Genomic DNA, 21,804 nt, shown 5'->3' with positions numbered 1-21,804 from the left:
TCATCTAAACGATTAGATATGAAGCGTGAACGGATTCCCTCCAGGCCGCGTGATGGCCGTCGGCTCGGTCGACCTCGACCGGATCCTGCGCTGTCCCGTCCTTCCCTCCCGGGGCGAAACGGTCCTGGTGGCCTCTCTTGCAGAGGGCTTCGGCGGGAAGGGCGCCAATCAGGCCGTGGCCGCCGCCACCATGAGGGCCGCCACGCATCTGGTGGCCAAGGTCGGCGGCGATGCCGACGGCCTCAAGGCACTGGCCGATCTGCGAAACGCCTCGGTCGACGTCGACACGGTGATCACCGACGTCTCCGCCCCGACCGGCCAGGCACTGGTCATGGTGGACCCGGACGGCGAGAACGGCATCGCCGTGATCAGCGGCGCCAACGCACTGCTCTCGGCCCGGGACGTCACCGACGCCCTGACGGTGCTCAGGCCGCATGCGGCGGACGTGGTCCTCACCAGCGGCGAGGTCCCGCGTCCCTGCCTCCAGGCCGTCGCCGACCACCTGCCGCCGGGTACGCGCTGGGTGCACAAAGCCGCCCCGGCCTGCGCCCTGCCCGTATGGTCCGACGACCGCCGGCCCGTGCTGGTGGTCAACGAAGTCGAGGCCCGGCAGCTCACCGGGGCCGACGACTCCCGGTCCGCCGCCCGGATCCTGGCCCGGACGGCCTCCGGCGCGGTCGTCACCCTGGGCGGCGGCGGAGCACTCGTCGACCAGGGCGGGGAGTGCGAGCACCTCCCAGCCCCCACCGTGACCGTCATCGACACCACCGGCGCCGGAGACGTCTTCTGCGGCGTACTCGCCGCGGAACTCGCCCGTGGCCGCGCCCTCGTCGGCGCGGCGGCCGCCGCGACGGCCGCGGGCGCCTTCGCCGTCACCGCGCCCGGCGCCCGGGGCGCCCTCCCGCGCCCCCGCGACCTCGTCCGCATGCGGTTCCGCTGACCCACGGCACGTCCCCCACACCCACCCGACCCGTCATGAACGGAGTACGTCCATGCCCGCCCTGCCCCTGATCATCGACTCGGACACCGGGTCCGACGACGCGGTCGCGCTGCTGCTCGCCGCCGCCAGCGGACTCGGCGACATCAGGGCGGTGACCACCGTGGCCGGCAACGTGCCCGTCGAGACCGGCACCCGCAATGCCCTCATCTCCCTGGAAACCGCGGGCCGCACCGACATTCCCGTCCACCCCGGCTGCGCCCGGCCGATGACGCGCACGCTGTCCAGCGCGCAGCACGTCCACGGCGAGGACGGCATGGGCGACATCGGCCTGCCCGACCCCGGCGCATCCTGTGAGAGCACGCACGCGGTGGAGGTGCTGCTGTCCCACCCCCGCGAGAACCCCGGGGAGCTGACGCTGGTGACGCTCGCGCCGCTCACCAACATCGCTGCCGCCCTGCTGCGCGACCCGGACCTGTTCACCCGCTACCGCCACGTGTACTGCATGGCCGGCGCCGCCGACCTGCGCGGCAACATCTCCGCCACCGGCGAGTTCAACGTCTGGGCGGACCCCGAGGCCGCCAAGATCGTGACGCGGGCCGCCACGCCGGACAAGGTCACGTGGATCGGCTGGGACGTCTCCCGCAAGTACGCGGTCATGACCCCGGCCGACCAGCAGCACCTGGAGGACATCGGCACCCCGATGGCGACGTTCGCGCACCGCATCAACCGCACCGTGGCCGACTGGGCCCGCGACGTCACCGGGCTGGCCGGCTACGACCTGCCCGACCCCGTCGCCATGGCCGTGGCGCTCAAGCCCGGCCTGATCACCGAGCAGGAGCAGGCGTACGTCGACATCTCCGTCGCCGACGAGACCCGCGGCCAGATGATCATCGACCGGCGCGTGTCCGCCCCCGCCCCCAACCTCACCCTGGTCCGCCGCGTGGACGAGGCCGGGTTCAAGGAACTCCTCTTCGACACCGTCAGCACCCTCGCCCCGCCGCCACCCGCGGCCGCCCTCTGATCGGGACCACCTCCATGAGCACTCCCACCGCGCCGATCCCGCGCTACGAACTCCACTGCCACCTCGACGGCTCCGTCCGCCCGGCCACCCTCGCCGACCTCGCCCGCGAACAGGGCATCACCCTGGACCGCCCGGTCGAGGACCTGGTCGTGGCCCCCGACCCCTGCGGCAGCCTGACCACGTACCTCACCTACCTCGACCTTCCCATCCGGCTCCTGCAGACCCCGCACGCCCTCGCCCGGGCCGCCCGGGAACTGGTCGAGGACTGGAAGGCCGACGGTGTCGTCCACGGCGAGGTCCGCTTCGCCCCGCAGTTGCACGGCGACGAGGGCATGACCCTGGACGAGGCCGTACGGGCGGTCGCCGAGGGGCTGGCCCGGGGACGGGCCGACACGGGCGTGGCCACCGGGCTGCTGCTGTGCTGTCTGCGCCACCAGAGCCCGGACGAGAGTCTGGCCGTCGCCGAGACCGCCCTGCGGCAGCGCGATGCCGTCGCCGGACTCGACCTGGCCGGCGACGAGTCGCGGTACAGGGCGCTGCCGCACCGCGCCGTTTTCGACCTCGCCCACAGCGCGGGTCTGCCCTGCACCGTGCACGCCGGGGAGGCCGCCGGACCCGAGAGCATGTGGGAGGCCATCGACGTCCTCGGCGCCCGCCGCGTCGGCCACGGTGTGCGCTGCACGTCCGACAGCGCGCTCCTCGACCGCCTGCGCACGGACAGGATCGCGCTGGAGATGTGCCCCCTCAGCAACGTGGGGACCGGCGCCGTGTCCAGCCTCGCCGAGCACCCCGCCACCGTCCTGCTGACGGACGGGCTGCCGGTCACCATCAGCACCGACATCCGCACCACCGCCGCCACCACCCTCCAGCGCGAATTCGACGCCCTGCGGGACACCCACGGCTGGACGGGCAGGCACGAAGCCCTCGCCCAGGAAAACGCCGCCCGGGCAGCCTTCACCCTCCCCGCCGCCTGACAGTGCCGGTGACGTCGCCGGCGTCAATGATTCCCGGAGTAATCGACCGCGGAGTCGTCCCCGGCCATGGTGATGCCATGACCTCGGACCTCCCCCACCCCGCCGAACTCCTGCGCGCCATGCCGTTCGCGGTGCGCCTGGGAATCGACCTCACCGAGGCGACCGCCGAGCGCGCGACCGGCACCCTGCCCTGGTCCTCCGACCTGTGCACGGCCGGCGCGGCGCTCCACGGCGGTGCGCTGATGGCCCTCGCGGACACTGTCGGTGCGGTGTGCGCCTACCTGAATCTGCCGCAAGGCGCCGGCACATCCACCCTCGAATCCAAGACCAACTTCTTCCGGCCGGTTCGCGCGGGCACTGCACAGGCAGTGGCACGTCCTCTGCACGTCGGGAGGTCCGTCATCGTCGTACAGACCGATGTGTTCGAGATGGAGGAGCGGGTGACGGTGGGCCAGACGACCCAAACGCAGACGGTCATCACGGCCGGACGCGCGACACCCGGCACGCAACAACTCCCCGAGGACGGACCGTTCCCCCGGTGAGGAGAAGAAACGCAAGCCGCACCCACGGCGCGGGGAACGTACTCGCGACCCGTACCTGGTCGCGGCGGCGGCGAAGAGCGGCAGCGGGCCGCCTTGAAGTCGTGGAGAAGGCTGTGGCTTCGTTCCACGAGAGCGGGTAGAGCCCGGACACGAGATCGGGCAGCACCCGAAGCATGCGGAAATCGGTACAGTCCACGGCTTCGGGCACCGCGGGGCCCCTGCCGAGCCGGCAGAGGCCCCGCGGCGTAAACAGCAGAGGAGCACCGGGACCTGCCCTCGATGAGCAGCATCCTGGCCGGCGTGCCCTATCGTCTGCTGCTGCTGGCCTGGCGGCCCAGCCTCACCTCAGATGCCGGGTGAAGAACTGAGCCGCGCCCTCCCCCGCGAACTGCGGGACGCCGCTGTGCCCGCCCATATTGGCGTGCAGGGACTTCTCCTTGGAGCCGAAGGCGTCGAACAGATCCAGGGCCGCCTGCCGGTCGTTGCCTTCGTCGTCCCACTGCAGCAGGACGTGCAGCGGAATGGTGACCTGGCGGGCGTCCTCGACGATGGCGCGAGGCACGAAGCTCCCGGCGAAGAGAACGGCGGAAACGATGCGCGGTTCGACCACCGCAAGCCGGATACCGATGGAGATCACTCCCCCCGAGAACCCGACGGGGCCGCCGATGTCGGGCAGCGACAGGAGGGCGTCGAGGGCGGCCTGCCATTCCGGGACCGCCTTGTCGACGAGCGGGAGGGTGAGGGCGTCGATGATCTCGTCGCTGACCGGCTCGCCGGCTTCCATCGCCCGCCGCAACGCGGCGCGGGCCTGCTCGGCGGCGGCCCAACGGGGCCGGTCACCGCTCCCGGGGAGCTCGATGGTGGCCGCGGCGAAGCCGTCCGCCGCGGCATGCCGGGCCCGCGCCACCAGTCGCGGGTACATCTTGTTGAGCCCGAGCGGAGGGTGGCCGAGCAGGATCAGCGGCGCCGGTGCGGATACGGATGCGGGCGTCCACAGGATGCCGGGGATCTCACCGAGGACGAACCTGCGCTCAAGGACGTCGTCGAGGGGTTGTTCGGAAGTGAAGTGAAGGGCCATGGTCGTGCCTTTCGGGAGTGCGCTAGAACGGCGCTCCCGGACGACCTACCGCCCGACCGTGACCCCGGAGGAGAGCACCCACGTCGATACGTTCACGGGTACCACCTCCTCGCTCTCTCGCACGGCCTCCGCGAAGGTAGCAACGGCCGCAGCAGCCCGCCAACCGTTTTTTGCACGACCTTCGTACGCAGATCGCCTTGGGACCTCATTGCGGCTTCCCGAGGCGAGGCCCTGCGACGGCGGAGCCCGCTGGGTCGCTGTCGTCCTGGGCGACTCTCACGCCGTCATGTGCGCGCACGGCTGGTGGGGTTGCGGCGTCGAGTGCGTCCAGGACGCGGATGGCGTAAGCCTCGTCGGCGAGTTCGGTGACCTCGGCGCGGGTGGCCCAGCGGAGGGCGTAGGTCTCGTCGCCGGTGGTTGGTGTGCCGTCGATGGCCTTGCAGCGGAAGACGAGCGAGACGACCAGCCTCGTCATGTTCTTGTACACGCCGGTGAGGTCGGCGGGGAGAGCGATAGTCAGTCCCGTCTCCTCCAGAACCTCGCGCCGGAGTGCTTCGGGGATCGTCTCGCCGGGCTCAAGAACGCCACCCGGCGGTTCCCACCGGCCGTTGTCGCGGCGCTGGATGAGCAGGGCGCGACCCTCGTCGTCGACGATGACTCCGGCGACACTCACGGAGTGGGGCGCTCTGCGGTACTCACGTTCCTCGGTCCCCTCGGCCGCGCCAGTGGCGCTGTCGTCGTGCGGCGTGCAAAAGCCCCGAAGAGGTGGCTGCGGGGCTTCGGGCTGTGTAGAGCCGACCGGACCCGGCCACGGGTCGTTTGTCCCGAGTGGGCTCGCCTTCCGTAGCACGGGTCGGCGGAGACCGGAGCGGAGCGGGGCGGAGACAGGAGAGGCGGGCCGCCTGGCGATCCGCCTTGAAGCCCTGGAGAAAGTTGTTGCGCATGGGGCTCACGTGCTGGTGTCTGCCTGCATCGGCGGTGGGAGGTAGGGGACGGGTGTGACTGTCCAAGTTGCGTGCGTGGTGCGCTGCTTCAGTGTGAGCGTGTGGGCCTTGTCCTCCGACAGCTCGCGGGTCGCCTCGTCCTGGCCGTGTTCGATCCAGTCTCGGGCTTGGCGGTAAGGCTCCTCGTCCATGTTGATTGCGACCATCATCAGCGTGGCCTTGAACCATCGCAGTGCTTCGCCTGTGCTGTAGGCGTCGTAGGTGCCTAACCGGTGCTCGTCGACGTGGCACTCGCAGTGATACCAACGCGGTTTCCCGCCAGTTCGATGGCTCATCGGTGCCGTTCCCGCGTGCTTGGCCTCGAGTTGGCCGCGGGCCGGGGTTCTGGCCTTGCCGTGCCGGCGGCCAGCCCGACCATGATGGTGTGACTCAGGTCGTCCCCGCTCGCTTCCCGGTAGCGCCCCAGTGACCTGACGAGTGCGAGCCCGCGGCTGCGGGTCACAGGCCGCGCCCTTCCTCGTCATCAAGGGCTGACTTCCTGCTCACAGGTTGCGCTTTCGAGAAGTCCACGACGCCTACGCGCACGCACGCCGCATCCGCCCACTCGACGGTGACGCGGATGGACTCCCGACGTGCGTGCTGGATCGCGTTCGTCATCAACTCGGAGACGACCAGGATGCCGTCGTCCGCCAAGTCCTCCAGGCCCCAGTCAGCCAGTGCCGCGCGGACCAGGCGCCGGGCGATGGCGGCACTCTCGGGCTCGCGTGCCAGGATCTCGCTGTGCCGTCGGTAGCCGTGGGGAAGTAGTCCCGTTGTACGTTGCGGCATGTGGGTCCGCTTCCTCAGATCGGCCAAGCCACGGAGCAGGTCGTACGGTCGCCGGGGCGCTGTCCGTTCATGCAAGCGGCATGCCGGGGACGTTGACAGGGGCGTAACGTCCCACTTACACCACGCTATTCGCTGACACCCAAGAACTCTGCCAACGGCCGGAGTGCCGACGGGTGGTTGGGAAGCGTCCAGAGATCGCGCACGATGGCCACCGCCAACGTGTGGTGCTGCATCCACGTCGGCGCCACACGGCGCAGCGACTCCAGAGTCTTCACCGCTCCGGCTGCGTCTCCGATATCCGTGTGGGCTCGTGCTACGTCCAGCAGGAGCCACGTCCGCCAGGACGGTGGCGTGTCCTTGCTCAGCCGCATGCCCTTGGCCAGCGCAAGGGCATCTTGCGGGTGCCCGTACTGGACTGCGAGCCGGACACGTTCGATGCGTACCGAGGACGGGCTGAAGACGCTCACCATGCGGTTGTCGCCACCGTCAGGCAGTTTCGCCACGCGGGCGGCTTCCTTCTCCGCCGTCTGCATCATCGCCGCTGCGCGCTCGTAGTGGCCGCTGCGCGCGGCCGAAGTCGCGGTACTCATGGTCAGCGCGCCCCACACCTTCAGCCCGTCAGCGGTGTCGGTACGGCTGGCGTTCACCAGGTCGTCGGCGGCGCGGAGCGCGATACTCAGGGCGTCTTCGAGGCGCCCCTGCCGCTGGTAGGTCCACGCTGCGGAGTTGACGATCATCGACACGAGCAGCGGATCCGAGGATTGATCCGCTGCATCTATCGCACGCTCCAGACTGATGAGAGCGAGGTCGGTCTTCCCCATTCGTACGGCGACGTGTCCGGCGAGCTGAAGTACTTTGCCCAGCGCGGCGAATGCGTCCCTGCGGTCGTCTTCGTCCCCCGACGCCGTGGCACTGCGTGCATCCGAGATCAAGTCCGGCAGCGCCTTCATCACCGTGTCGAACTCGGCGGAGTGGTAATGCGTCCAGCCCTCCGCGATCCGATCGCGCAGCCCGTCCAGGGAGAAGCCGGCTGCCTTCGGCTCCGGCTCCTGCTTCCAGAGCGCCGGCATGACGGCGCGGCGTACGGCTACGAACCGCGGGCCGTCACTCTCGCCGGTGGTCGCAACCGCAGGTGGGTCGCCGAGGAGGGCCGTCAGCTCCACCCCGAGACCGTTCGCCAGGGCGTGGAGTGTGGGGAGGCGTGCTGAGTGCTTCCGGCCCTGCTCAAGATGGCGGATCACATCGATGGACACACCGGAGCGCTCGGCCAGAGCTTCTTGCGTCAGAGACGCCAGACGGCGGAGACGACGGAGGGTCCGTCCCAGGTCTTCGTTCGCCACGCTGTCACGGTACGCCCGGTCGGGGCCGCGGTGAGCGCTGCTGTACGGGCATGAGAAAAGCCCCGCAGATGTCGTCTGCGGGGCTTCTACCTGTGCGCGCTCGGCAGGATTCGAACCTGCAACCTTCTGATCCGTAGCTCAAGCCAGACCGGCCACCGGTGGTTGAGCAGGTCACTATCGGTGGGTCGATTGGCGCTAAGGGATGGTGCTGGCCGCTGTGGTTGCGGTACTCCACTGCTGTACAGCAATCTTGCTACGGGCTGGCGTGGCTTGGTTTTCAGTGGGCCCAACCGCTCGGCCATGCGATGGCCGTTAGATCTTTACTCATTGCCGTTGCGTACGTGCGTGACGGTGTAAGGAAGGTGTCGCCTTCCTTGTGCCGCGACTGCGCGGCAGAACCTTGGGCAGCGTGTCGAGTGGATCTAGAAAGTTGCCTCGTCGGCGCTTCACACATCGTTCGTGTGTTTCGCGTGCGTCGGCTTCGAGTTCTTCGTCATCGTGGACTCCGTGTTCAGCGGAGTGGAGGTAGTCCTTGAGCCGCTGATACTGATCTTCGATGCGCGTGATGCGATCACTGCTAGGTGATCTTCCAAACCTCTTCTGAGCCGCAGTGCGGCCGACCGAGAAGGCTTCACCGATACGTCCCCATGAGTACCGGCGGGTCCGAGCCTCTGCGACCACGTCCGCTGTGATGCGCCCGATTGCCTGCTCTACAAGGGCTGTAGCTCTCAGAGCCGTCATGCCTTCCACCGACCAGCGGAGGTTGGCGATTGCCAGGCGGACGGCTGCGTCTCCCAAGTCTGCGTCGTCCATCACGTCCCAGGGGTCGAAGGGCCAGGCTGGGTCGTCGTAGGAGACCCAAGGCCAAGGCCGGTTCGGTGAGTACGAAGGTGCATTGCACTTCTTGCTGATCAACGAATCTTCGCCAGGTAAGTCGCTCATGCGTCCACTGTACGTGGACGGATAGTGCCGTTGTAGCGGCAAAACTGTCGAAGGTGCATGCCAACATGTCACCAACTACAGAAGCTGAGGCCGTGGAGGGGCAGTCCACCTGGCCGGCGAGGGCGTAAGGGAGGGGACCGTCCGTGGCTGAAATCTATATGTACGCCGACGAGACGGGCGACTTGGACATGACCGGGTCGAAAGGCGCGAGTGCATACTTCGGCTTCGGCACGGCTGTCTTCGAGGGTGATCATGGACATGCACTGTGGGAGGGGCTCCAGCTGCGCTGCCAACTGGAGCGGCGTGGCGTGTCGCTACCTCAAGGGTTGCACGCAAAGAACGATTCACACACAACGCGAAATGAGGTCTTCACGCTGATCCAGGCGCAGGCCCCGCGATTCGACACCACCTTCCTGCTCAAGGAGAACGCGTACGAGCGGGTGCGGGCTGCTGGCCCGATGCGTCTGTACAAGCTCGCCTGGTATCTCCACTTCAAGGAGATCGTGCGGCGCGTCAGTGCACCCGGAGACACGGTGTACGTGATCGCTGCGTCGCTGACCACGAACAGGAAGGAAGGAAGTGCTCGACACGCGCTGACTGACGTCTGTCAGCAGCTTTCGATTGACAGGGAGATAGTCCTCTGCGTCTGGAACGCGCCGACTTCGTGGGGCGTGCAGGTCGCTGACTACGCGTTGTGGGCTGTACAGCGCGTCCTTGAGGGGCGTAAGTGCTCTTGGTATGAACCCTGCGTAGAGCCGACAATGGCGACGATCTTCGCGCCCTGGGGCAAAAAATGAGGGGGCCAGCTATCCCGAGATCGGGAAGAGGTCCCCTGGACCCCTTATCACTGGCCAACTCAATGCAACCTGATAGCCGTCCGTGGCGTCAAGCAGGCTACCCAACCAGCTTAGCTCGAACGTAAGATCGATTCACCTATGTTTGCGCAGGTCAAGGACCTTTTTTTGGGTGGCTGCCTGAGGCGCACGCTGGCATACAAGCTGGAGGTCGGTGGAGCGGCTTTGGGCGGGAGCTGCCATGGGGTGGGAGATCATGGGGCCTTAAGCTGACCGGCGATCGGGCTGGTTGTGGACCTGCCCGTAATGGGCCGATGTGGCCCCATGATCTTAGGGCCCCGCCCCATGGTGGCTGCCTAAAGCCGTGGAGCCGACCGGACCCGGCCATGAGTCTTTTCTGCTGAGTGGGCTCGCCTTCCGTAGCGCGGGCCGGCGGACCGGGCCGGAGCGGGGCGGAGACAGGAGCGGCGGCCCGGGGAGCCGGGCCGCGCGGCGAGCGGAGCGAGCCGCCTTGAAATCGTAGAGAAAGTTGTTACGCATGCGGCTCACATGCTGGTGTCTGCCTGCTTCGGAGGTGGGAGGTAGGGCACTGGTGTGATCGTCCAAGTCGCGTCCGTGGTGTGCTGCTTCAGCGTGAGCGTGTGGGCTTGGCCCTCCGACAGGTCGCGGGTCGCCTCGGCTTGGCCGTGGTCGATCCAGTCGCGGGCCTGGCGGTAGGGCTCCTCGTCCATGTTGATCGCGACCATCATCAGCGCGGCCTTGAACCATCGCAGTGCCTCGCCTGTGCTGTAGGCGTCGAAGGTGCCTAACCGGCGCTCGTCCACGTGGCACTCGCAGTGAAACCACTGCGGTTCCGGGGGAGTTCGCGGGCTCATCGGTGGCGCTCCCGCGTGGTCGGTCGCAAGCTGTCCGCCGGCTCCGGCTCTGTCGTGCCGGGGTCCAGTTCGACCATGACCGTGTAGCCCTCGTCGTCTCCGCTTACTTCCATGCGTCGGCCGAGCGCCGAGACAAGAGTGAGTCCCCGGCCGTGGGCGTCCCCCTCTGCCGCAGCTACTTCGTGGGGCTTCGTCCGGCCGCCGCCGACGTCGGTGACTGCCAGCACGACCGATCCCGATGTGCGGAAGAGCGAGACGCGCATGCTTCCGCTGGCCGCTCCGCTGGCGGAGTGCAGGAGGGCGTTCGTGCTCAGCTCGCTCACGATCAGTGCGGCTTCTTCCGCGCATGTGCTGTCGCCGAGTACGTCTCTCGTCCAGCGGCGGACACGGCCGACCTCTTCGGGAAGACCTGGGCAGGTGAGTTCCCAGATCCGACGTCTACTCGTATACTCGTCCATACAAGTTCCTTTATGCTGGTGGCCGCCATGAGTAGTGGGTTCGAGCTAGACGAGTCTCACGCCGTCATGCGCGCGCACGGCCGGCGGCGATGCGGCGTCGAGCGCGTCCAGGACGCGGATCGCGTAAGCCTCGTCGGCGAGTTCGGTGACCTCGGCGCGGGTGGCCCAGCGGAGGGCGTAGGTCTCGTCACCGGTGGTCGGTGTGCCGTCTGTGGCGTTGCAGCGGAAGACGAGCGAGACGATCAGGCCCGTCATGTTCTTGTACACGCCGGTGAGGGTGGCGGGGAGGGCGATCTTGATGCCCGTCTCTTCCAGGACCTCGCGCTGAAGCGCTTCGGGGATCGTCTCCCCGGGCTCAAGGACTCCGCCGGGCGGCTCCCACTGGCCGTTGTCGCGGCGCTGGATGAGCAGGGCGCGGCCCTCGTCGTTGACGATGACTCCGGCGACGCTCACGGAGTGGGGGCGCTCTGCGGTACTCACGGTCCTCGGTCCCCTCGGCTGGCTAGGCTCTCCACCGTAGCAACAGCACTCAGCCTCTCGTCTAGATATCCAGAGGAGTACGCACATGGCGCCCGTTCCGTCCGGTGTTCTCGGGGCTGTCGACCCCACCAGCGACCGTGCCGTCTTCCGGCAGATTGCCGACCAGCTCCGGGAGGCCATCGACAGGGGCCGCTTCAAGGAGGGTTCGAAGCTCCCGTCTGAGGCGGAGCTTGTCGAGCACTTCGGCGTCTCGCGGATGACCGTTCGTAACTCGATCGGGGTCCTTCAGAGTGAGGGGCTGATCTCCGCCGAGCACGGGAAAGGCGTCTTCGTCCGGCCGCGGCCCCCGGTGCGGCGGCTTGCTTCCGATCGCTTCGCGCGTCGGCATCGCGATCAGGGTAAGTCGGCGTTCATCGTGGAGGCGGACGCCGCGGGCTCCCGGCCTGAGGTGGACAGCCTGGAGGTGAAGGAGGAGAAGCCCAGCCGCGACATCTCCGCCCGCCTGGGCTCGCCCCGCAAGGTTCTCGCCCGGCGCCGGCGTTACCTGCTCGACGGCCGCCCCGTCGAGTTCGCCGTGTCGTACCTGCCTCTCGACCTGGCGCGCGGTACGCGCATCGCCGAGCCGAACCCCGGCCCCGGCGGCATCTACGCCCGGCTGGAGGAAGCGGGACACCGGCTCGACCACTTCGACGAGGAGGTACGGGCCCGGATGCCCTCCCCGGGGGAGGCGAAGATGCTGCGGCTGGCGTCGGGTGTGCCGGTGATCCACCTGGTTCGGACCGCGTACGACACCGAAGGGCGGGCCGTCGAAGTGTGCGACACCGTGATGGCCGCCGACGCCTACGTGCTCGCGTACCAACTGCCGGCGACCTGAGCCGGGTTCGGGAGGTCTCGATGCCGACAGGTGCATCTTCGCGGACTCGTACGCACCGAGAGGCATACTCGTATAGACGAGTGGGCAAGCTGTGTGTCACAGTGGTTCGCATCCCCGACGTCGAGCCTCGGTTCGGCTGGGGTAACTTGTATAGACGACTAGGTGTCATGTCATCGAAGGAGAAGCATCTTGCGCACCATCCGAGTTGAGACCTCCGCCGCCACCATCCTCCTGACCGAAGCTCCCGAACCGAAGATCCGCGACCGCCAGACCGGCGAGATCGCCAAGGACGCCACCAGCGGCGAGACGCTGATGAAGGTCGGCGTCGTCTACATCGACGAGGGCGAGTCCTCGCTGATCCACGTGACCGTCCCCGAGAGCGGCGTGAGCGAGGGACTCGCCCTCGGTGCTCCCGTCGCGCTTCCCGGCCTCGTCGCCCGCCCGTGGGAATCGGTGTTCAACGGGCAGCAGCGCCACGGGATCGCCTACCGCGCCGCCGCCGTCACCTTGGGCGTCGTACCGGCCGGAGCGGCGGCCTGATGTCCGACCTGTCGACGCTGATGGAGGTGGGCGGCCCGATAGCCGGGCTCGGTGGCGGGGTCGCCTACCTCCGGGCACGGCACCCGGCGGCCTACTGGTCCACGGTCGGGATGCCGCTGTCCTCGGTGCGGCTGCTGGGCTCGTACGGCTCGGTCATGGAGTCGTGCGGCCTGACCGTCGAGCCGTCCCGCCTCCGGGTTCTGGCCGTACGGGCGACCACGCGGCGCGAAGTGCGGCCCGTACCGCCGCGCCGCGGGCTGCTCCGGCCCACCTCGACCGGACTGCGTGTGCCGCTCCGGCTCGCTCCGGGGCAGGAGCCCGCCGACCTGGCCGCGTCCGCCGAACGGCTCCGGCACGCCTGGGGCGTCCACTCCGTCTACGTGCGGGAGATCAAACCCGGCGTCGTCGAACTGCGGCTCGTCGGCTTCGACGTGCTCCGCCGCGTGCGGATGCCGCGCAAGGCGGGTGGTGGCTTCCTGCGGGTGCCCGTCGCGCTGCGGGAGGACGCGACCGCGTTCTTACGGGACTTCCGCGCAATCCCGCACGAACTCGTGCTCGGTGCGACGCTCTCCGGCAAGTCCATGTACCTGCGCCATCTGCTCACGGGCCTCGCCGGACAGCGGGTCGCGCTCGCCGGAATCGACTGCAAACGCGGCGTCGAGCTGGCGCCCTTCGCGCCCCGGCTCTCCGCGCTCGCCACCGACCCGGACCAGGCGGCCGAGCTGCTGCCCGCGCTCGTACGCGAGATGGAAGACCGCTACGACCTGATCAGGGCCCGGCAGGGCATCGCGCCGTCGACCCCGGACGAGGACATCACCTCGGACGTGTGGGGCCTGCCGGAGAGCGAACGGCCGGTGCCGATCGTCCTGTTCGTCGACGAGATCGCCGAACTCTTCCTCGTCGCGACGAGGAAGGACGAGGAACGGCGCGACGAGATGGTCACCCACCTCATCCGCCTCGCCCAGCTCGGCCGCGCCGCCGGCATCTACCTGGAGGTCTGCGGCCAGCGCTTCGGCGCCGAACTGGGCAAGGGCGCCACCATGCTCCGTGCCCAGCTCACCGGCCGCGTCTGCCACCGCGTGAACGACGAGCCGTCCGCCAAGATGGCCCTCGGCGACATCGCCCCCGAAGCGGTCGGCGCCGCCTGCGCCATCGCGCCTGAACGGCCCGGCCTGGCCGTCGCCGGTGACACCTCGGGTGGCTGGTCTCGCATCCGTACGCCGTACCTCTCGCTGGCCGACGCTGCCGCGCGCTGCCGGGAAACCGCTGATCTGGTGCCCGAGCTGCCCGCGCTGAAGCCATTCCTTCCCGACGTTCCCGTGAGCGACTGACCTCCACTCCCCACACGGCTGGTGCGACCGCTTCGTGCCGTGTCCCTACCCCTCCCATGCCTGAATCCGGAAGGAGACGACCCGTGCGTGACCGACTCGCCCGCGTCGACCCGGTGCTCGTACAGGCGGTCATCGCCGCCGCGTTGTCCTTCGCGCACCTGCACGACGTGGCGTCGGCCGCGGGACAGGACGGCTGGAAGGCGTGGGCCTATCCGGTCTCCGTCGACCTGCTGCTCGTCGCCGCCTGGCGGCGTCTGCGCTCCGGGCGGGACAAGGCGGCGGCCTGGTGCTGGTTCCTGATCGCCGTGGCTGCCTCCCTCGGCGCCAACATCGCCACGGCCGGAGTCCTCGACCTGAACGACGTGCCCAACTGGCTCCGCATCCTCGTCGCCGGATGGCCGGCGCTCGCCTTCCTCGGCGGAACGCTCCTCGCACACAGCCCCACCCCGAAGCCCGAGCCGGAACCGGCGCCCGTCGCCGAAGTACCAGCGACACCGGAACTGCCCGCCGCGCCCGTACCGGCCGCCCTCGTCGAGCACGCCCGCAAGGTCGCCGCCGCCCACGAATCCCGCACCGGTACGCCTATCGACCCCGACACCCTCCGCGCCCGCCTCGGTGTCCCCGCACCGCTCGCCGACCGCATCGCCGCACAACTCACCTGACCCGAAAGGAGAACCGCCATGCCGCTCAACCGCCGCTTCCGCCGCGTGATCCGTATCGGCCCGGTCCAGGTCGGCACCGCCCCCGACGACCGGGGCCGCGACAAGCACACCGCCGCCTGCACCGCCCCGCGCTGCGGATTCTCCGCCGACTACGACTCACGCGCCGCCGCCGAACTCGCCGCCCGTACGCACCGCTGCCCGGTGCGCTGAAGGGAGCACGTACGCCATGAACCTCGACCTGCCGCTCGTCGTCGTCCTCGGCCTCATCGCCTGGGGAGCCGTGAAGTTCCTCGGCGTCCGCCTCTGGATCGTCGTCGTGATCACCCTCTTTGGCTTCTACCTCGCCGACACCTTCATGGCCCCCGCCATCGACCACGGCACCCGCAACGGCGTCGAGGTCGTCAACGGCACCGACGACTGAGAGGAGCACCAACCATGCTGTTCAAGCCCGAGCTGCCCCCGCACCCGCACACCCCGGTCGCCGCACCTCGTACGCACGAACCGGCGGCCTGCTCCTGCCACCACACGCGGCCCCGCGCCCTGCCCACGGTGAGCACCGGCGCCGTCGTCGCCCTCCTCGTCGGCGGTGTCCTCCTGACCGCGCTCCTGGCCGCCGTCGCGGTCTCGGCCGTGGCCGTCGCCGTGGCCGCCGTGGTCCTGCGCTCGCTCTTCAAGGACCGGAGTCACCAGCGCTGAACGGCCGCCGGGGCGGCCCGATACCGCCAAGCATCCGCCGCCCCGGCCGCCTGCCCCTCCTCGACGAAGCCGAAAAGGAGACAGCCATCATCACCCGCCACAACCCCGCCCCGCTCGCCGAACTCGCCACCCTCGCACAAGGCGGCTCCCTGCCCTCCCTCGCGCGACAGCTCTCCGGCCTGGGCGGCTGCACCAACCCCGTACGCCTTGCCGGTCACCGCACCGAACACCGCGTCGACACAACAACCGGCCAGATCGGCCCCGCACTCCGCCGCCTCGACTCCGCCGAACTGCCCGCCGGTGACCTCCTGATCCGCTGCGGCAACCGCCGCACCACCCGATGCCCCGCCTGCGCCGAGACCTACCGCCGCGACACCTTCCACCTGATCACCGCCGGACTCCGCGGCGGCAAAGGCACCCCCGAAGAAGTCACCTCACACCCGCGCGTCTTCGCCACCGTCACCGCCCCGAGCTTCGGCCCGGTCCACAACCGCCCCGGCACCCGGCCCTGCCGCTGCGGACGCCACCACACACCCGACGACCCCACCCTCGGCACCCCACTGAACCCCGACCGCTACGACTACGAAACCGCCGTCCTCTGGAACGCCCACGCGGGCGCACTCTGGCGCCGATTCACCATCCACCTCCGCCGCGAGATCGCCCACCGCGCCGGACTCACCCAACGCGCCTTCCCGCACCACGCCCGGGTCTCCTTCGCGAAAGTCGCCGAGTACCAGAAGCGCGGCGCCGTCCACTTCCACGCCGTCGTACGCCTCGACGGCCCGGCCGGCGGCAACACCCCACCCCCGCGCTGGGCAAGCGCCGACCTGCTGACCGACGCCATCCAGGCAGCGGCCTCCCGGACCGTCGCACCGGGCCCGGTTCTCGACGGCCGCGCCCACACCTTCGCGTTCGGCCCCCAGCTCGACATCCGCACCATCCACGGCCAAGACCTCGACGGCGGCCAGGCCCTCACGGACCGCGCGGTCGCCGCGTACATCGCCAAGTACGCCACCAAAGGCGCCGAGACAGCGACCGGAACGTTAGATCGCCGCCTGCGCTTCATCGCCGAGCTGGGTCACCTCGACCTGCCTCCGCACGCCGAACGCCTCATCCGTACCGCCTGGGCCCTCGGCGCCCGCAGAGACCTCGCCCATCTCCGCCTCCGCGCCTGGGCGCACATGCTCGGCTTCCGCGGCCACTTCTCCACCAAGACCCGCCGCTACTCCACCACCCTCGGCGCCCTTCGCACGGCTCGCGCCGAATGGCGCCGCCTGCAAGCCGCCATCGCCCGCGGCGACAACCCACAGCCTGTGGACGGCCCCGACGGCGAAACCACCCTCGTCCTCGCCTACTGGACCTACACCGGCACCGGCCTCACCCCCGCCGAAGCCTGGCTATCCGCCTCCCTCGCCCTGGAAGGAGACAACTCCCGATGAGAACCGCGACGATCAAACCCAAGTGGCACACCACCGCCGAAGTCGCCGCCATGCTCGGCTTCGGCCTGTCCAAGACGAAGATGCTCGTTCTCACGGGCGAGATCCGCTCCGTCAAGGTGGGCCGCAACCGCCGCATCCTTCCCGCCTGGGTCGACGAGTACGTGAACCGCTGTGCCGAGGAAGCCGAGAGGTGGACGGCATGAGCGGCAAGCGTGCCAACGGCGAGGGCTCCATCTACCCGTACAAGAACGGCTACGCGGCCTACGTCTGGGTCACCAAGCCGGACGGCAAGCGGGCCCGGAAGTACGTGTACGGCAAGACGCGCGCCCTGGTCCACGAGAAGTGGCTCAAGGCTCACGCCGACGCCAAGAAGGGCCCGGTCGCCACCCGGCACCGTACCGTCGCGGCCTTCCTCGACTACTGGCTTGAGTCGATCGTGAAACCCAACCTTGCTCCTCTGTCCTACGTCTCGTACGAGGGCTACGTGCGGCTTTACATCACCCCGCACCTGGGCGGGAAACGGTCGACAAGCTGACCGTCCGCGACGTACGCGAGTGGCTGACCAAGCTGGCGACGATCTGCCAGTGCTGCGCGCAGGAGAAGGACGCAAGGCGTAAGCCCTCGCGTCGGCGCTGCTGCGCGATCGGGGAGTGCTGTGAGTCGTACCCGTCCCGCCGCGTGATCCAGGCGTCACGGGACGCCCTGCGGGCTGCGCTGACGCACGCCGTCGCCGAGGAGGAGATCGGCAAGAACGTCGCGTCGCTCGTGAAGGTGCCCAAGCCGCGCCGCCGCCGGATCAAGCCGTGGTCCGTCGCCGAAGCCGGCCGCTTCCTCACCGATGTCGCCGCCCGCGATGACCACCTTTTTGCTGCCTGGGTCCTCGTCCTGTGCCTCGGTCTGCGCCGCGGTGAGGTTCTGGGCCTGACGTGGAAGTCCGTGGACCTCGGCACCGGGGAGCTGTACGTGGATCACCAGATCCAGCGGGCCGGGCGCCGGATCCTTCACCGCGAGACCAAGACGGAGGACTCGGACGACTTCCTGCCTCTGCCCGCGCTGTGCGTCAAGGCCCTGCGCATGCGTCACGCGCAGCAGACCGGCGACCGGAAGGCGACCGGAGAGCTGTGGCAGGACGGCCATGGGCTCATCTTCACGACCAAGTACGGCACCCCGATCGAGCCGGGGAACCTTACCCGCATGTTCGCCCTCCGTGCCCGCCGTGCCGGCCTTCGCGTCATCCCGCTGCGGAACACCAGGCACACGTGCAGCTCGCTCCTGGTCGCTCTCAAGGTCCACCCGAAGGTGGCGCAGCGGATCCTCCGGCACTCACAGATCGCGATGACGATGGAGGTCTACGCCGAGGCGAGTGACGAAGCGGTACGGGCTGCCATCGGGCAACTGTCGGACGCCATGGGCGGTACCGGCTGACGCCGTTGCTGTACTTCGCTGCTGTACAGGCATGAGAAAAGCCCCGCAGATGTTGTCTGCGGGGCTTCTGCCTGTGCGCGCTCGGCAGGATTCGAACCTGCAACCTTCTGATCCGTAGTCAGATGCTCTATCCGTTAAGCTACGAGCGCCCGCTTTCGGGCATTGGCGGCCCGGCTGCGTTGCGGGGACAACTTTACATGACCCTCCGCGCCAGGTGAAATCCGATTCCCGCACCCCCGCCGACCTGCGCAAACCTCTCGTCCCCCCGGGCATGCAGAGAGCCCGCGCCGTACGGCACGGGCTCGCTGGTCGGGTGGCGGAGGCGGAGGGATTTGAACCCTCGATGGGGGGTAAACCCCAAACCGCATTAGCAGTGCGGCGCCATAGACCAGACTAGGCGACGCCTCCCGCACATCTGCCGGTCAAGCAGGTGTGTGCAGATGATGGCACAGGCGGCGGGGCCGCTGCCAATCGCACCCACCGTACCGGTCATCGGGCCGCGGGGGCAAAGGGCTTGTCGGGGTGCGGGGTCGGGGCGAAGGGGAGGAGGCGGGGCGGAGCGGGCATAGCATCGGTGTACGGGCCGTTTCGGTTCGTAGACCTGTGGTCACGATGCGACAGCACCGCTGGGAGGCGCACGATGGCGTCCGTCCGCCGGAAGGTCCGCGGCGCGCGCGTGAGCATCTGGCTCACCGGGCGGGCGAAGGGGCGGCGCAGGGGGTACGCGCCGGCCGTGGGGGAGGCCGGCGGGCTGGATCTGGGGAAGATCGTCGCGGCCACGGTGCGGTTGCTCGACGCCGAGGGGCTGGGGCGGCTGTCGATGCGCCGGCTCGCCGCCGAGCTGGGCGTCACGGCCATGTCCGTCTACTGGTACGTCGACACCAAGGACGAGCTCCTGGAGCTGGCCCTCGACCACGCCTACGCCGAGCTCGACCTCCCCGCCGAGGACGGCGCCGACTGGGCCGCCCAGCTACGGCAGCTCGCGCACGAGCACCGGCGCATCCTCGTCGCCCACCCCTGGGTCTCCCGCCTCGCCGGCGAGTATCTCCACGTCGGGCCGCACGCCATGGCCTGCGTCGCCGCCGCGCAGCGCGCGATGCGGCGGGCCGGGTTGCCGGAGGAGTGCCTGACGGGCGGGCTGTCGCTGCTGTTCCCGTTCTCGTACGGGTTCGGGGGCGCCGGCGGGCGCATGGCAGAGCTGGGCGAGGACTACGGCGCGTTCGTACGGGGCCTTCGGGAGCATCCCGAGCACGTCCGGCCGCCCGCCGCCGGGGGCTGCGCAACGGTTTCCTCCGCGCCCGGCCCCGCCGAACCCGTTCCCGTTCTCTCCGGCCACGAGCTGCGCGATCGCGACTTCGCCTTCGCCCTCGAATGCGTCCTCGCCGGCATGGCCGCCATGCGCGACCGGGTCGCGGAGCAGGTGCGGCCGACCATCACCCCCGCGTGAGTTCCCCGACCCGCCGCTCCGGCGTCCCCGTCTGCTGCAGGCCGCTGCGCGTCCGCAGCGCCACCTCCTTGATGCACGCGACCATCACGAACGCCAGCAGGGCCGCCGGCGCCGCGTACAGGAAGATGTCCGCCAGCCCGTGTCCGTACGAGCTCTCCACCACCGTCCGCACCGGCACCGGCAGCTCCGCGAGGTTCGGGATCGCCGTGCCGTCGCCGCCCGCCTCGCTCGCGGCGCGGGCCGGGGGGATGCCGAGGTCGTGGAGGCCGTCGCGCATGTAGCCGGAGATGCGCCCGCCGAGGACCGCGCCGAGGGCCGAGACGCCGACCGCGCCGCCGAGGGAGCGGAAGAACGCGACCGCCGAGCTGGCGGCGCCGAGGTCGGCGGGGTCGACCTGGTTCTGGGTGCAGAGCACCAGGTTCTGCATCATCATGCCGATGCCCGTGCCGAGCGCGGCCATGTAGATCGCGATGTGCCAGTACGGGGTGTCGTAGCGCATGGTGCCCAGCAGGCTGAGCCCCGAGGTGAGCAGCAGCGCGCCGGTGACGAGCCAGACCTTCCAGCGGCCGGTACGGGTGATGACCCACCCCGAGATCGTCGACGACAGGAAGATCCCCATGATCATGGGGATGGTCAGCAGCCCCGACTTCGTCGGGCTCTCGCCGCGGGCGAGCTGGAAGTACTGGCTGAGGAAGACCGTCGCGCCGAACATCGCGATGCCGACGAAGAGGGAGGCGAGCGAGGCGAGGGTGAGGGTGCGATTGCGGAAGAGGCGTAGCGGAAGGACCGGCTCCGGCACCCAGGTCTCGACCCAGAGGAACGCCAGCCCCAGCGCGACCGCGCCGCCGGTCATCGCGAACGTCTGCCAGGACAGCCACGCGTACGACTCGCCCGCCAGCGTGACCCAGATCAGCAGCAGCGAGACGGAGGCGCTCATCAGCATCGCGCCGCGCCAGTCGATCGACACCTTCCGGCGCACCACGGGCAGCCGCAGCGTCTTCTGGAGTACGACCAGCGCGAGGATCGCGAACGGGATGCCGATGTAGAAGCACCAGCGCCAGCCCAGCCAACTGGTGTCGGTGATCACACCGCCGAGAATGGGGCCGCCGACGGTGGCGACGGCGAAGGTGGCGCCGAGGTAGCCGCTGTAACGGCCGCGCTCGCGCGGGGAGATCATCGCGGCGAGGATGATCTGCGCGAGCGCGCTGAGGCCGCCGACGCCGATGCCCTGGACGACGCGGCAGGCGATGAGCATGCCCGTGCTCTGGCTGAGGCCGGCGACGATCGAGCCGGCGACGTAGATCACGAGGGCCGACTGGACCAGGAGCTTCTTGCTCGCGAGGTCGGCGAGCTTGCCCCAGAGGGGCGTGGAGGCGGTCATCGCGAGCAGGGCGGCGGTGACGACCCAGCTATACGCGCTCTGCGTACCGTCGAGGTCCGCGATGATCCGGGGCAGGGCGTTGCTGACGATGGTCGAGGAGAGGATGGCCACGAACATGCCGAGCAGCAGGCCGGACAGGGCCTCCAGTATCTGCCGGTGAGTCATGCCGGGAGATTCGACTTTAGTTTGTTGCACTAAGCAACAGTATGACGAATGGTTGCCGAAGGCAATCGAAGTCGGGACGGTGCCGGTGCGGGCGAGCGGAAGGGGGGCTTCCCCCCGCTGACAGGCGTCCGGGGCGTTCGCTAGTGTCCTGCCCCATGGCTCACAATCCGCAAGGTCAACAGTCCGATCCGAACTACGACCCGGCCGGGAGCACGCAGATGTTCCGCGCCTTCGTGGACGAGGGCGGCGGCCCGCAGGCGCGGGGGCCGCAGCAGCCGGCGGCAGCGGCGGCGCGTTCCGGGCCGCGGGTGGGGATGATCGTCGGAATCGTCGTCGCGGTGGCGGTGCTCGCGGGAGTGGTGTGGCTCGCGGTGGGGTGAGTGAGCCGGGGGACACGGGCCTGAATCCGTAGGCCGGGGGGTCTGAATCCGGCGTCCCTGGCGCCGAGTTCGCGTTCCGGCGTGGGGGTCCGTGTTCCGGCGTGGGGGTCCGTGTTCCTGCGTAGGGGGTCCGCTTTCCCGGGTACGGAGTCCGCTTTCCCGCGTACGGAGTCCGCGTCTCGCGCTTCCGTAGTTCCTGCTTGCGTCAAGCGTCGCCTGTGCGCCCGCCTCGCCTTCCCGCGCTTCCG

The 21,804-nt window shown here is 69.4% G+C and carries 25 protein-coding genes, 2 tRNA genes and 2 pseudogenes; 17 read left to right on the top strand and 12 right to left on the bottom strand.

Going from position 1 to position 21,804, the window contains the following annotated elements:
• The first annotated feature begins 25 nt into the window (after positions 1-25).
• The 4 genes from ACFYVJ_RS31335 to ACFYVJ_RS31320 all read left to right on the top strand — a co-directional run bounded on the left by ACFYVJ_RS31335 (position 26) and on the right by ACFYVJ_RS31320 (position 3,477).
• On the top strand, positions 26-940 hold the full coding sequence (locus tag ACFYVJ_RS31335; protein WP_388898699.1) for a PfkB family carbohydrate kinase: 915 nt from the start codon (positions 26-28) through the stop codon (positions 938-940).
• Between the two features lie 52 nt (positions 941-992).
• Positions 993-1,961: a nucleoside hydrolase gene (locus tag ACFYVJ_RS31330; RefSeq protein ID WP_388898696.1), complete on the top strand. Its 969-nt coding sequence runs from the start codon at positions 993-995 to the stop codon at positions 1,959-1,961.
• 14 nt (positions 1,962-1,975) lie between these two features.
• On the top strand, positions 1,976-2,935 hold the full coding sequence (gene add / locus ACFYVJ_RS31325; RefSeq protein WP_388898693.1) for an adenosine deaminase: 960 nt from the start codon (positions 1,976-1,978) through the stop codon (positions 2,933-2,935).
• 77 nt (positions 2,936-3,012) lie between these two features.
• Entirely contained in the window at positions 3,013-3,477 is a 465-nt protein-coding gene (locus ACFYVJ_RS31320; RefSeq protein ID WP_388898690.1) for a PaaI family thioesterase, read from the top strand.
• A 340-nt stretch (positions 3,478-3,817) separates the two neighbouring features.
• Here the strand turns inward: ACFYVJ_RS31320 and ACFYVJ_RS31315 are convergent, their stop codons facing one another.
• The 6 genes and pseudogenes from ACFYVJ_RS31315 to ACFYVJ_RS31290 form a co-directional block, all read right to left on the bottom strand.
• A complete protein-coding gene (locus ACFYVJ_RS31315; RefSeq protein ID WP_388898687.1) occupies positions 3,818-4,555 on the bottom strand; it encodes an alpha/beta hydrolase in 738 nt (245 codons plus the stop codon).
• A 271-nt stretch (positions 4,556-4,826) separates the two neighbouring features.
• A pseudogene (locus ACFYVJ_RS31310) lies at positions 4,827-5,228 on the bottom strand (NUDIX hydrolase); the annotation flags it as partial.
• 276 nt (positions 5,229-5,504) lie between these two features.
• Positions 5,505-5,834, bottom strand: coding sequence for a hypothetical protein (locus tag ACFYVJ_RS31305; protein WP_388898684.1), 330 nt, complete (start codon positions 5,832-5,834; stop codon positions 5,505-5,507).
• A gap of 163 nt (positions 5,835-5,997) precedes the next feature.
• Complete coding sequence (locus ACFYVJ_RS31300) at positions 5,998-6,327, bottom strand: ATP-binding protein (RefSeq protein WP_388898681.1); 330 nt, start codon at positions 6,325-6,327, stop codon at positions 5,998-6,000.
• 125 nt (positions 6,328-6,452) lie between these two features.
• Positions 6,453-7,667, bottom strand: a complete 1,215-nt coding sequence (locus ACFYVJ_RS31295; protein WP_388898678.1) for a helix-turn-helix domain-containing protein — start codon at positions 7,665-7,667, stop codon at positions 6,453-6,455.
• A 324-nt stretch (positions 7,668-7,991) separates the two neighbouring features.
• Entirely contained in the window at positions 7,992-8,609 is a 618-nt protein-coding gene (locus ACFYVJ_RS31290) for a hypothetical protein (RefSeq protein WP_388898675.1), read from the bottom strand.
• A 143-nt stretch (positions 8,610-8,752) separates the two neighbouring features.
• Here ACFYVJ_RS31290 and ACFYVJ_RS31285 point away from each other — a divergent pair, with 143 nt between their 5' ends.
• Complete coding sequence (locus tag ACFYVJ_RS31285; protein ID WP_388898672.1) at positions 8,753-9,406, top strand: DUF3800 domain-containing protein; 654 nt, start codon at positions 8,753-8,755, stop codon at positions 9,404-9,406.
• Positions 9,407-9,948: 542 nt separating this feature from the next.
• On the opposite strand, the gene ACFYVJ_RS31280 is transcribed toward ACFYVJ_RS31285, so the two are convergent.
• Genes ACFYVJ_RS31280 through ACFYVJ_RS31270 form a run of 3 tightly spaced genes read right to left on the bottom strand, consistent with a single transcriptional unit; the run spans position 9,949 to position 11,189 of the window.
• Entirely contained in the window at positions 9,949-10,227 is a 279-nt protein-coding gene (locus ACFYVJ_RS31280) for a hypothetical protein (RefSeq protein WP_388898669.1), read from the bottom strand.
• A 47-nt stretch (positions 10,228-10,274) separates the two neighbouring features.
• The gene (locus ACFYVJ_RS31275) at positions 10,275-10,736 is read right to left on the bottom strand and encodes an ATP-binding protein (RefSeq protein WP_388898666.1); all 462 of its coding nucleotides are present in this window, start codon (positions 10,734-10,736) and stop codon (positions 10,275-10,277) included.
• A gap of 45 nt (positions 10,737-10,781) precedes the next feature.
• Complete coding sequence (locus tag ACFYVJ_RS31270) at positions 10,782-11,189, bottom strand: NUDIX hydrolase (RefSeq protein WP_388898778.1); 408 nt, start codon at positions 11,187-11,189, stop codon at positions 10,782-10,784.
• A gap of 112 nt (positions 11,190-11,301) precedes the next feature.
• Between ACFYVJ_RS31270 and ACFYVJ_RS31265 the strand changes: the two genes are divergently transcribed.
• The 10 genes and pseudogenes from ACFYVJ_RS31265 (at position 11,302) to xerC (ending at position 18,183) form a co-directional block, all read left to right on the top strand.
• Positions 11,302-12,090 carry a GntR family transcriptional regulator gene (locus ACFYVJ_RS31265; RefSeq protein WP_018841163.1) on the top strand — a complete coding sequence of 263 codons (789 nt, stop codon included), beginning with the start codon at positions 11,302-11,304 and terminating at the stop codon, positions 12,088-12,090.
• A 189-nt stretch (positions 12,091-12,279) separates the two neighbouring features.
• Positions 12,280-12,630, top strand: a complete 351-nt coding sequence (locus tag ACFYVJ_RS31260; protein ID WP_388898663.1) for a hypothetical protein — start codon at positions 12,280-12,282, stop codon at positions 12,628-12,630.
• Positions 12,630-13,961 (top strand): FtsK/SpoIIIE domain-containing protein, encoded by a 1,332-nt coding sequence (locus tag ACFYVJ_RS31255; RefSeq protein ID WP_388898661.1) that lies wholly within the window; start codon positions 12,630-12,632, stop codon positions 13,959-13,961. Before ACFYVJ_RS31260 ends, ACFYVJ_RS31255 begins: the two co-directional genes overlap by 1 nt.
• 83 nt (positions 13,962-14,044) lie before the next feature.
• Entirely contained in the window at positions 14,045-14,623 is a 579-nt protein-coding gene (locus tag ACFYVJ_RS31250) for a DUF2637 domain-containing protein (RefSeq protein WP_388898658.1), read from the top strand.
• Positions 14,624-14,641: 18 nt separating this feature from the next.
• The gene (locus tag ACFYVJ_RS31245; protein ID WP_388898656.1) at positions 14,642-14,833 is read left to right on the top strand and encodes a mobile element transfer protein; all 192 of its coding nucleotides are present in this window, start codon (positions 14,642-14,644) and stop codon (positions 14,831-14,833) included.
• Positions 14,834-14,849: 16 nt separating this feature from the next.
• On the top strand, positions 14,850-15,044 hold the full coding sequence (locus ACFYVJ_RS31240; RefSeq protein WP_018851935.1) for a hypothetical protein: 195 nt from the start codon (positions 14,850-14,852) through the stop codon (positions 15,042-15,044).
• Positions 15,045-15,058: 14 nt separating this feature from the next.
• Positions 15,059-15,319 (top strand): SpdD protein, encoded by a 261-nt coding sequence (locus ACFYVJ_RS31235; RefSeq protein WP_388898653.1) that lies wholly within the window; start codon positions 15,059-15,061, stop codon positions 15,317-15,319.
• A gap of 149 nt (positions 15,320-15,468) precedes the next feature.
• Positions 15,469-16,758: a replication initiator gene (locus ACFYVJ_RS31230; protein ID WP_388898775.1), complete on the top strand. Its 1,290-nt coding sequence runs from the start codon at positions 15,469-15,471 to the stop codon at positions 16,756-16,758.
• Complete coding sequence (locus ACFYVJ_RS31225; RefSeq protein ID WP_018841172.1) at positions 16,755-16,961, top strand: excisionase family DNA-binding protein; 207 nt, start codon at positions 16,755-16,757, stop codon at positions 16,959-16,961. The genes ACFYVJ_RS31230 and ACFYVJ_RS31225 overlap by 4 nt, the downstream gene beginning before the upstream one ends.
• A pseudogene (xerC, locus tag ACFYVJ_RS31220) lies at positions 16,949-18,183 on the top strand (tyrosine recombinase XerC). The gene ACFYVJ_RS31225 and the pseudogene xerC overlap by 13 nt, the downstream one beginning before the upstream one ends.
• 76 nt (positions 18,184-18,259) lie before the next feature.
• Here the strand turns inward: xerC and ACFYVJ_RS31215 are convergent.
• Positions 18,260-18,332, bottom strand: a tRNA-Arg gene (locus ACFYVJ_RS31215).
• Between the two features lie 165 nt (positions 18,333-18,497).
• Positions 18,498-18,591: transfer RNA gene (locus ACFYVJ_RS31210), tRNA-Ser, on the bottom strand.
• Positions 18,592-18,823: 232 nt separating this feature from the next.
• Here ACFYVJ_RS31210 and ACFYVJ_RS31205 point away from each other — a divergent pair.
• Positions 18,824-19,630, top strand: coding sequence for a TetR/AcrR family transcriptional regulator (locus ACFYVJ_RS31205; RefSeq protein WP_388898650.1), 807 nt, complete (start codon positions 18,824-18,826; stop codon positions 19,628-19,630).
• On the opposite strand, the gene ACFYVJ_RS31200 is transcribed toward ACFYVJ_RS31205, so the two are convergent.
• Positions 19,617-21,176: an MDR family MFS transporter gene (locus ACFYVJ_RS31200; RefSeq protein WP_388898647.1), complete on the bottom strand. Its 1,560-nt coding sequence runs from the start codon at positions 21,174-21,176 to the stop codon at positions 19,617-19,619. The genes ACFYVJ_RS31205 and ACFYVJ_RS31200 overlap by 14 nt on opposite strands.
• Before the next feature lie 155 nt (positions 21,177-21,331).
• Between ACFYVJ_RS31200 and ACFYVJ_RS31195 the strand changes: the two genes are divergently transcribed.
• Positions 21,332-21,556: a hypothetical protein gene (locus tag ACFYVJ_RS31195; protein ID WP_388898644.1), complete on the top strand. Its 225-nt coding sequence runs from the start codon at positions 21,332-21,334 to the stop codon at positions 21,554-21,556.
• Positions 21,557-21,804 lie beyond the last annotated feature (248 nt).

It is taken from the genome of Streptomyces sp. NPDC004134 (genome assembly GCF_042874195.1).
In the GTDB taxonomy this organism is placed as follows: Bacteria; Actinomycetota; Actinomycetes; order Streptomycetales; family Streptomycetaceae; genus Streptomyces.
Note: the sequence above shows the minus strand (reverse complement) of the source record. Positions and strands in the feature narration are given on the sequence as shown.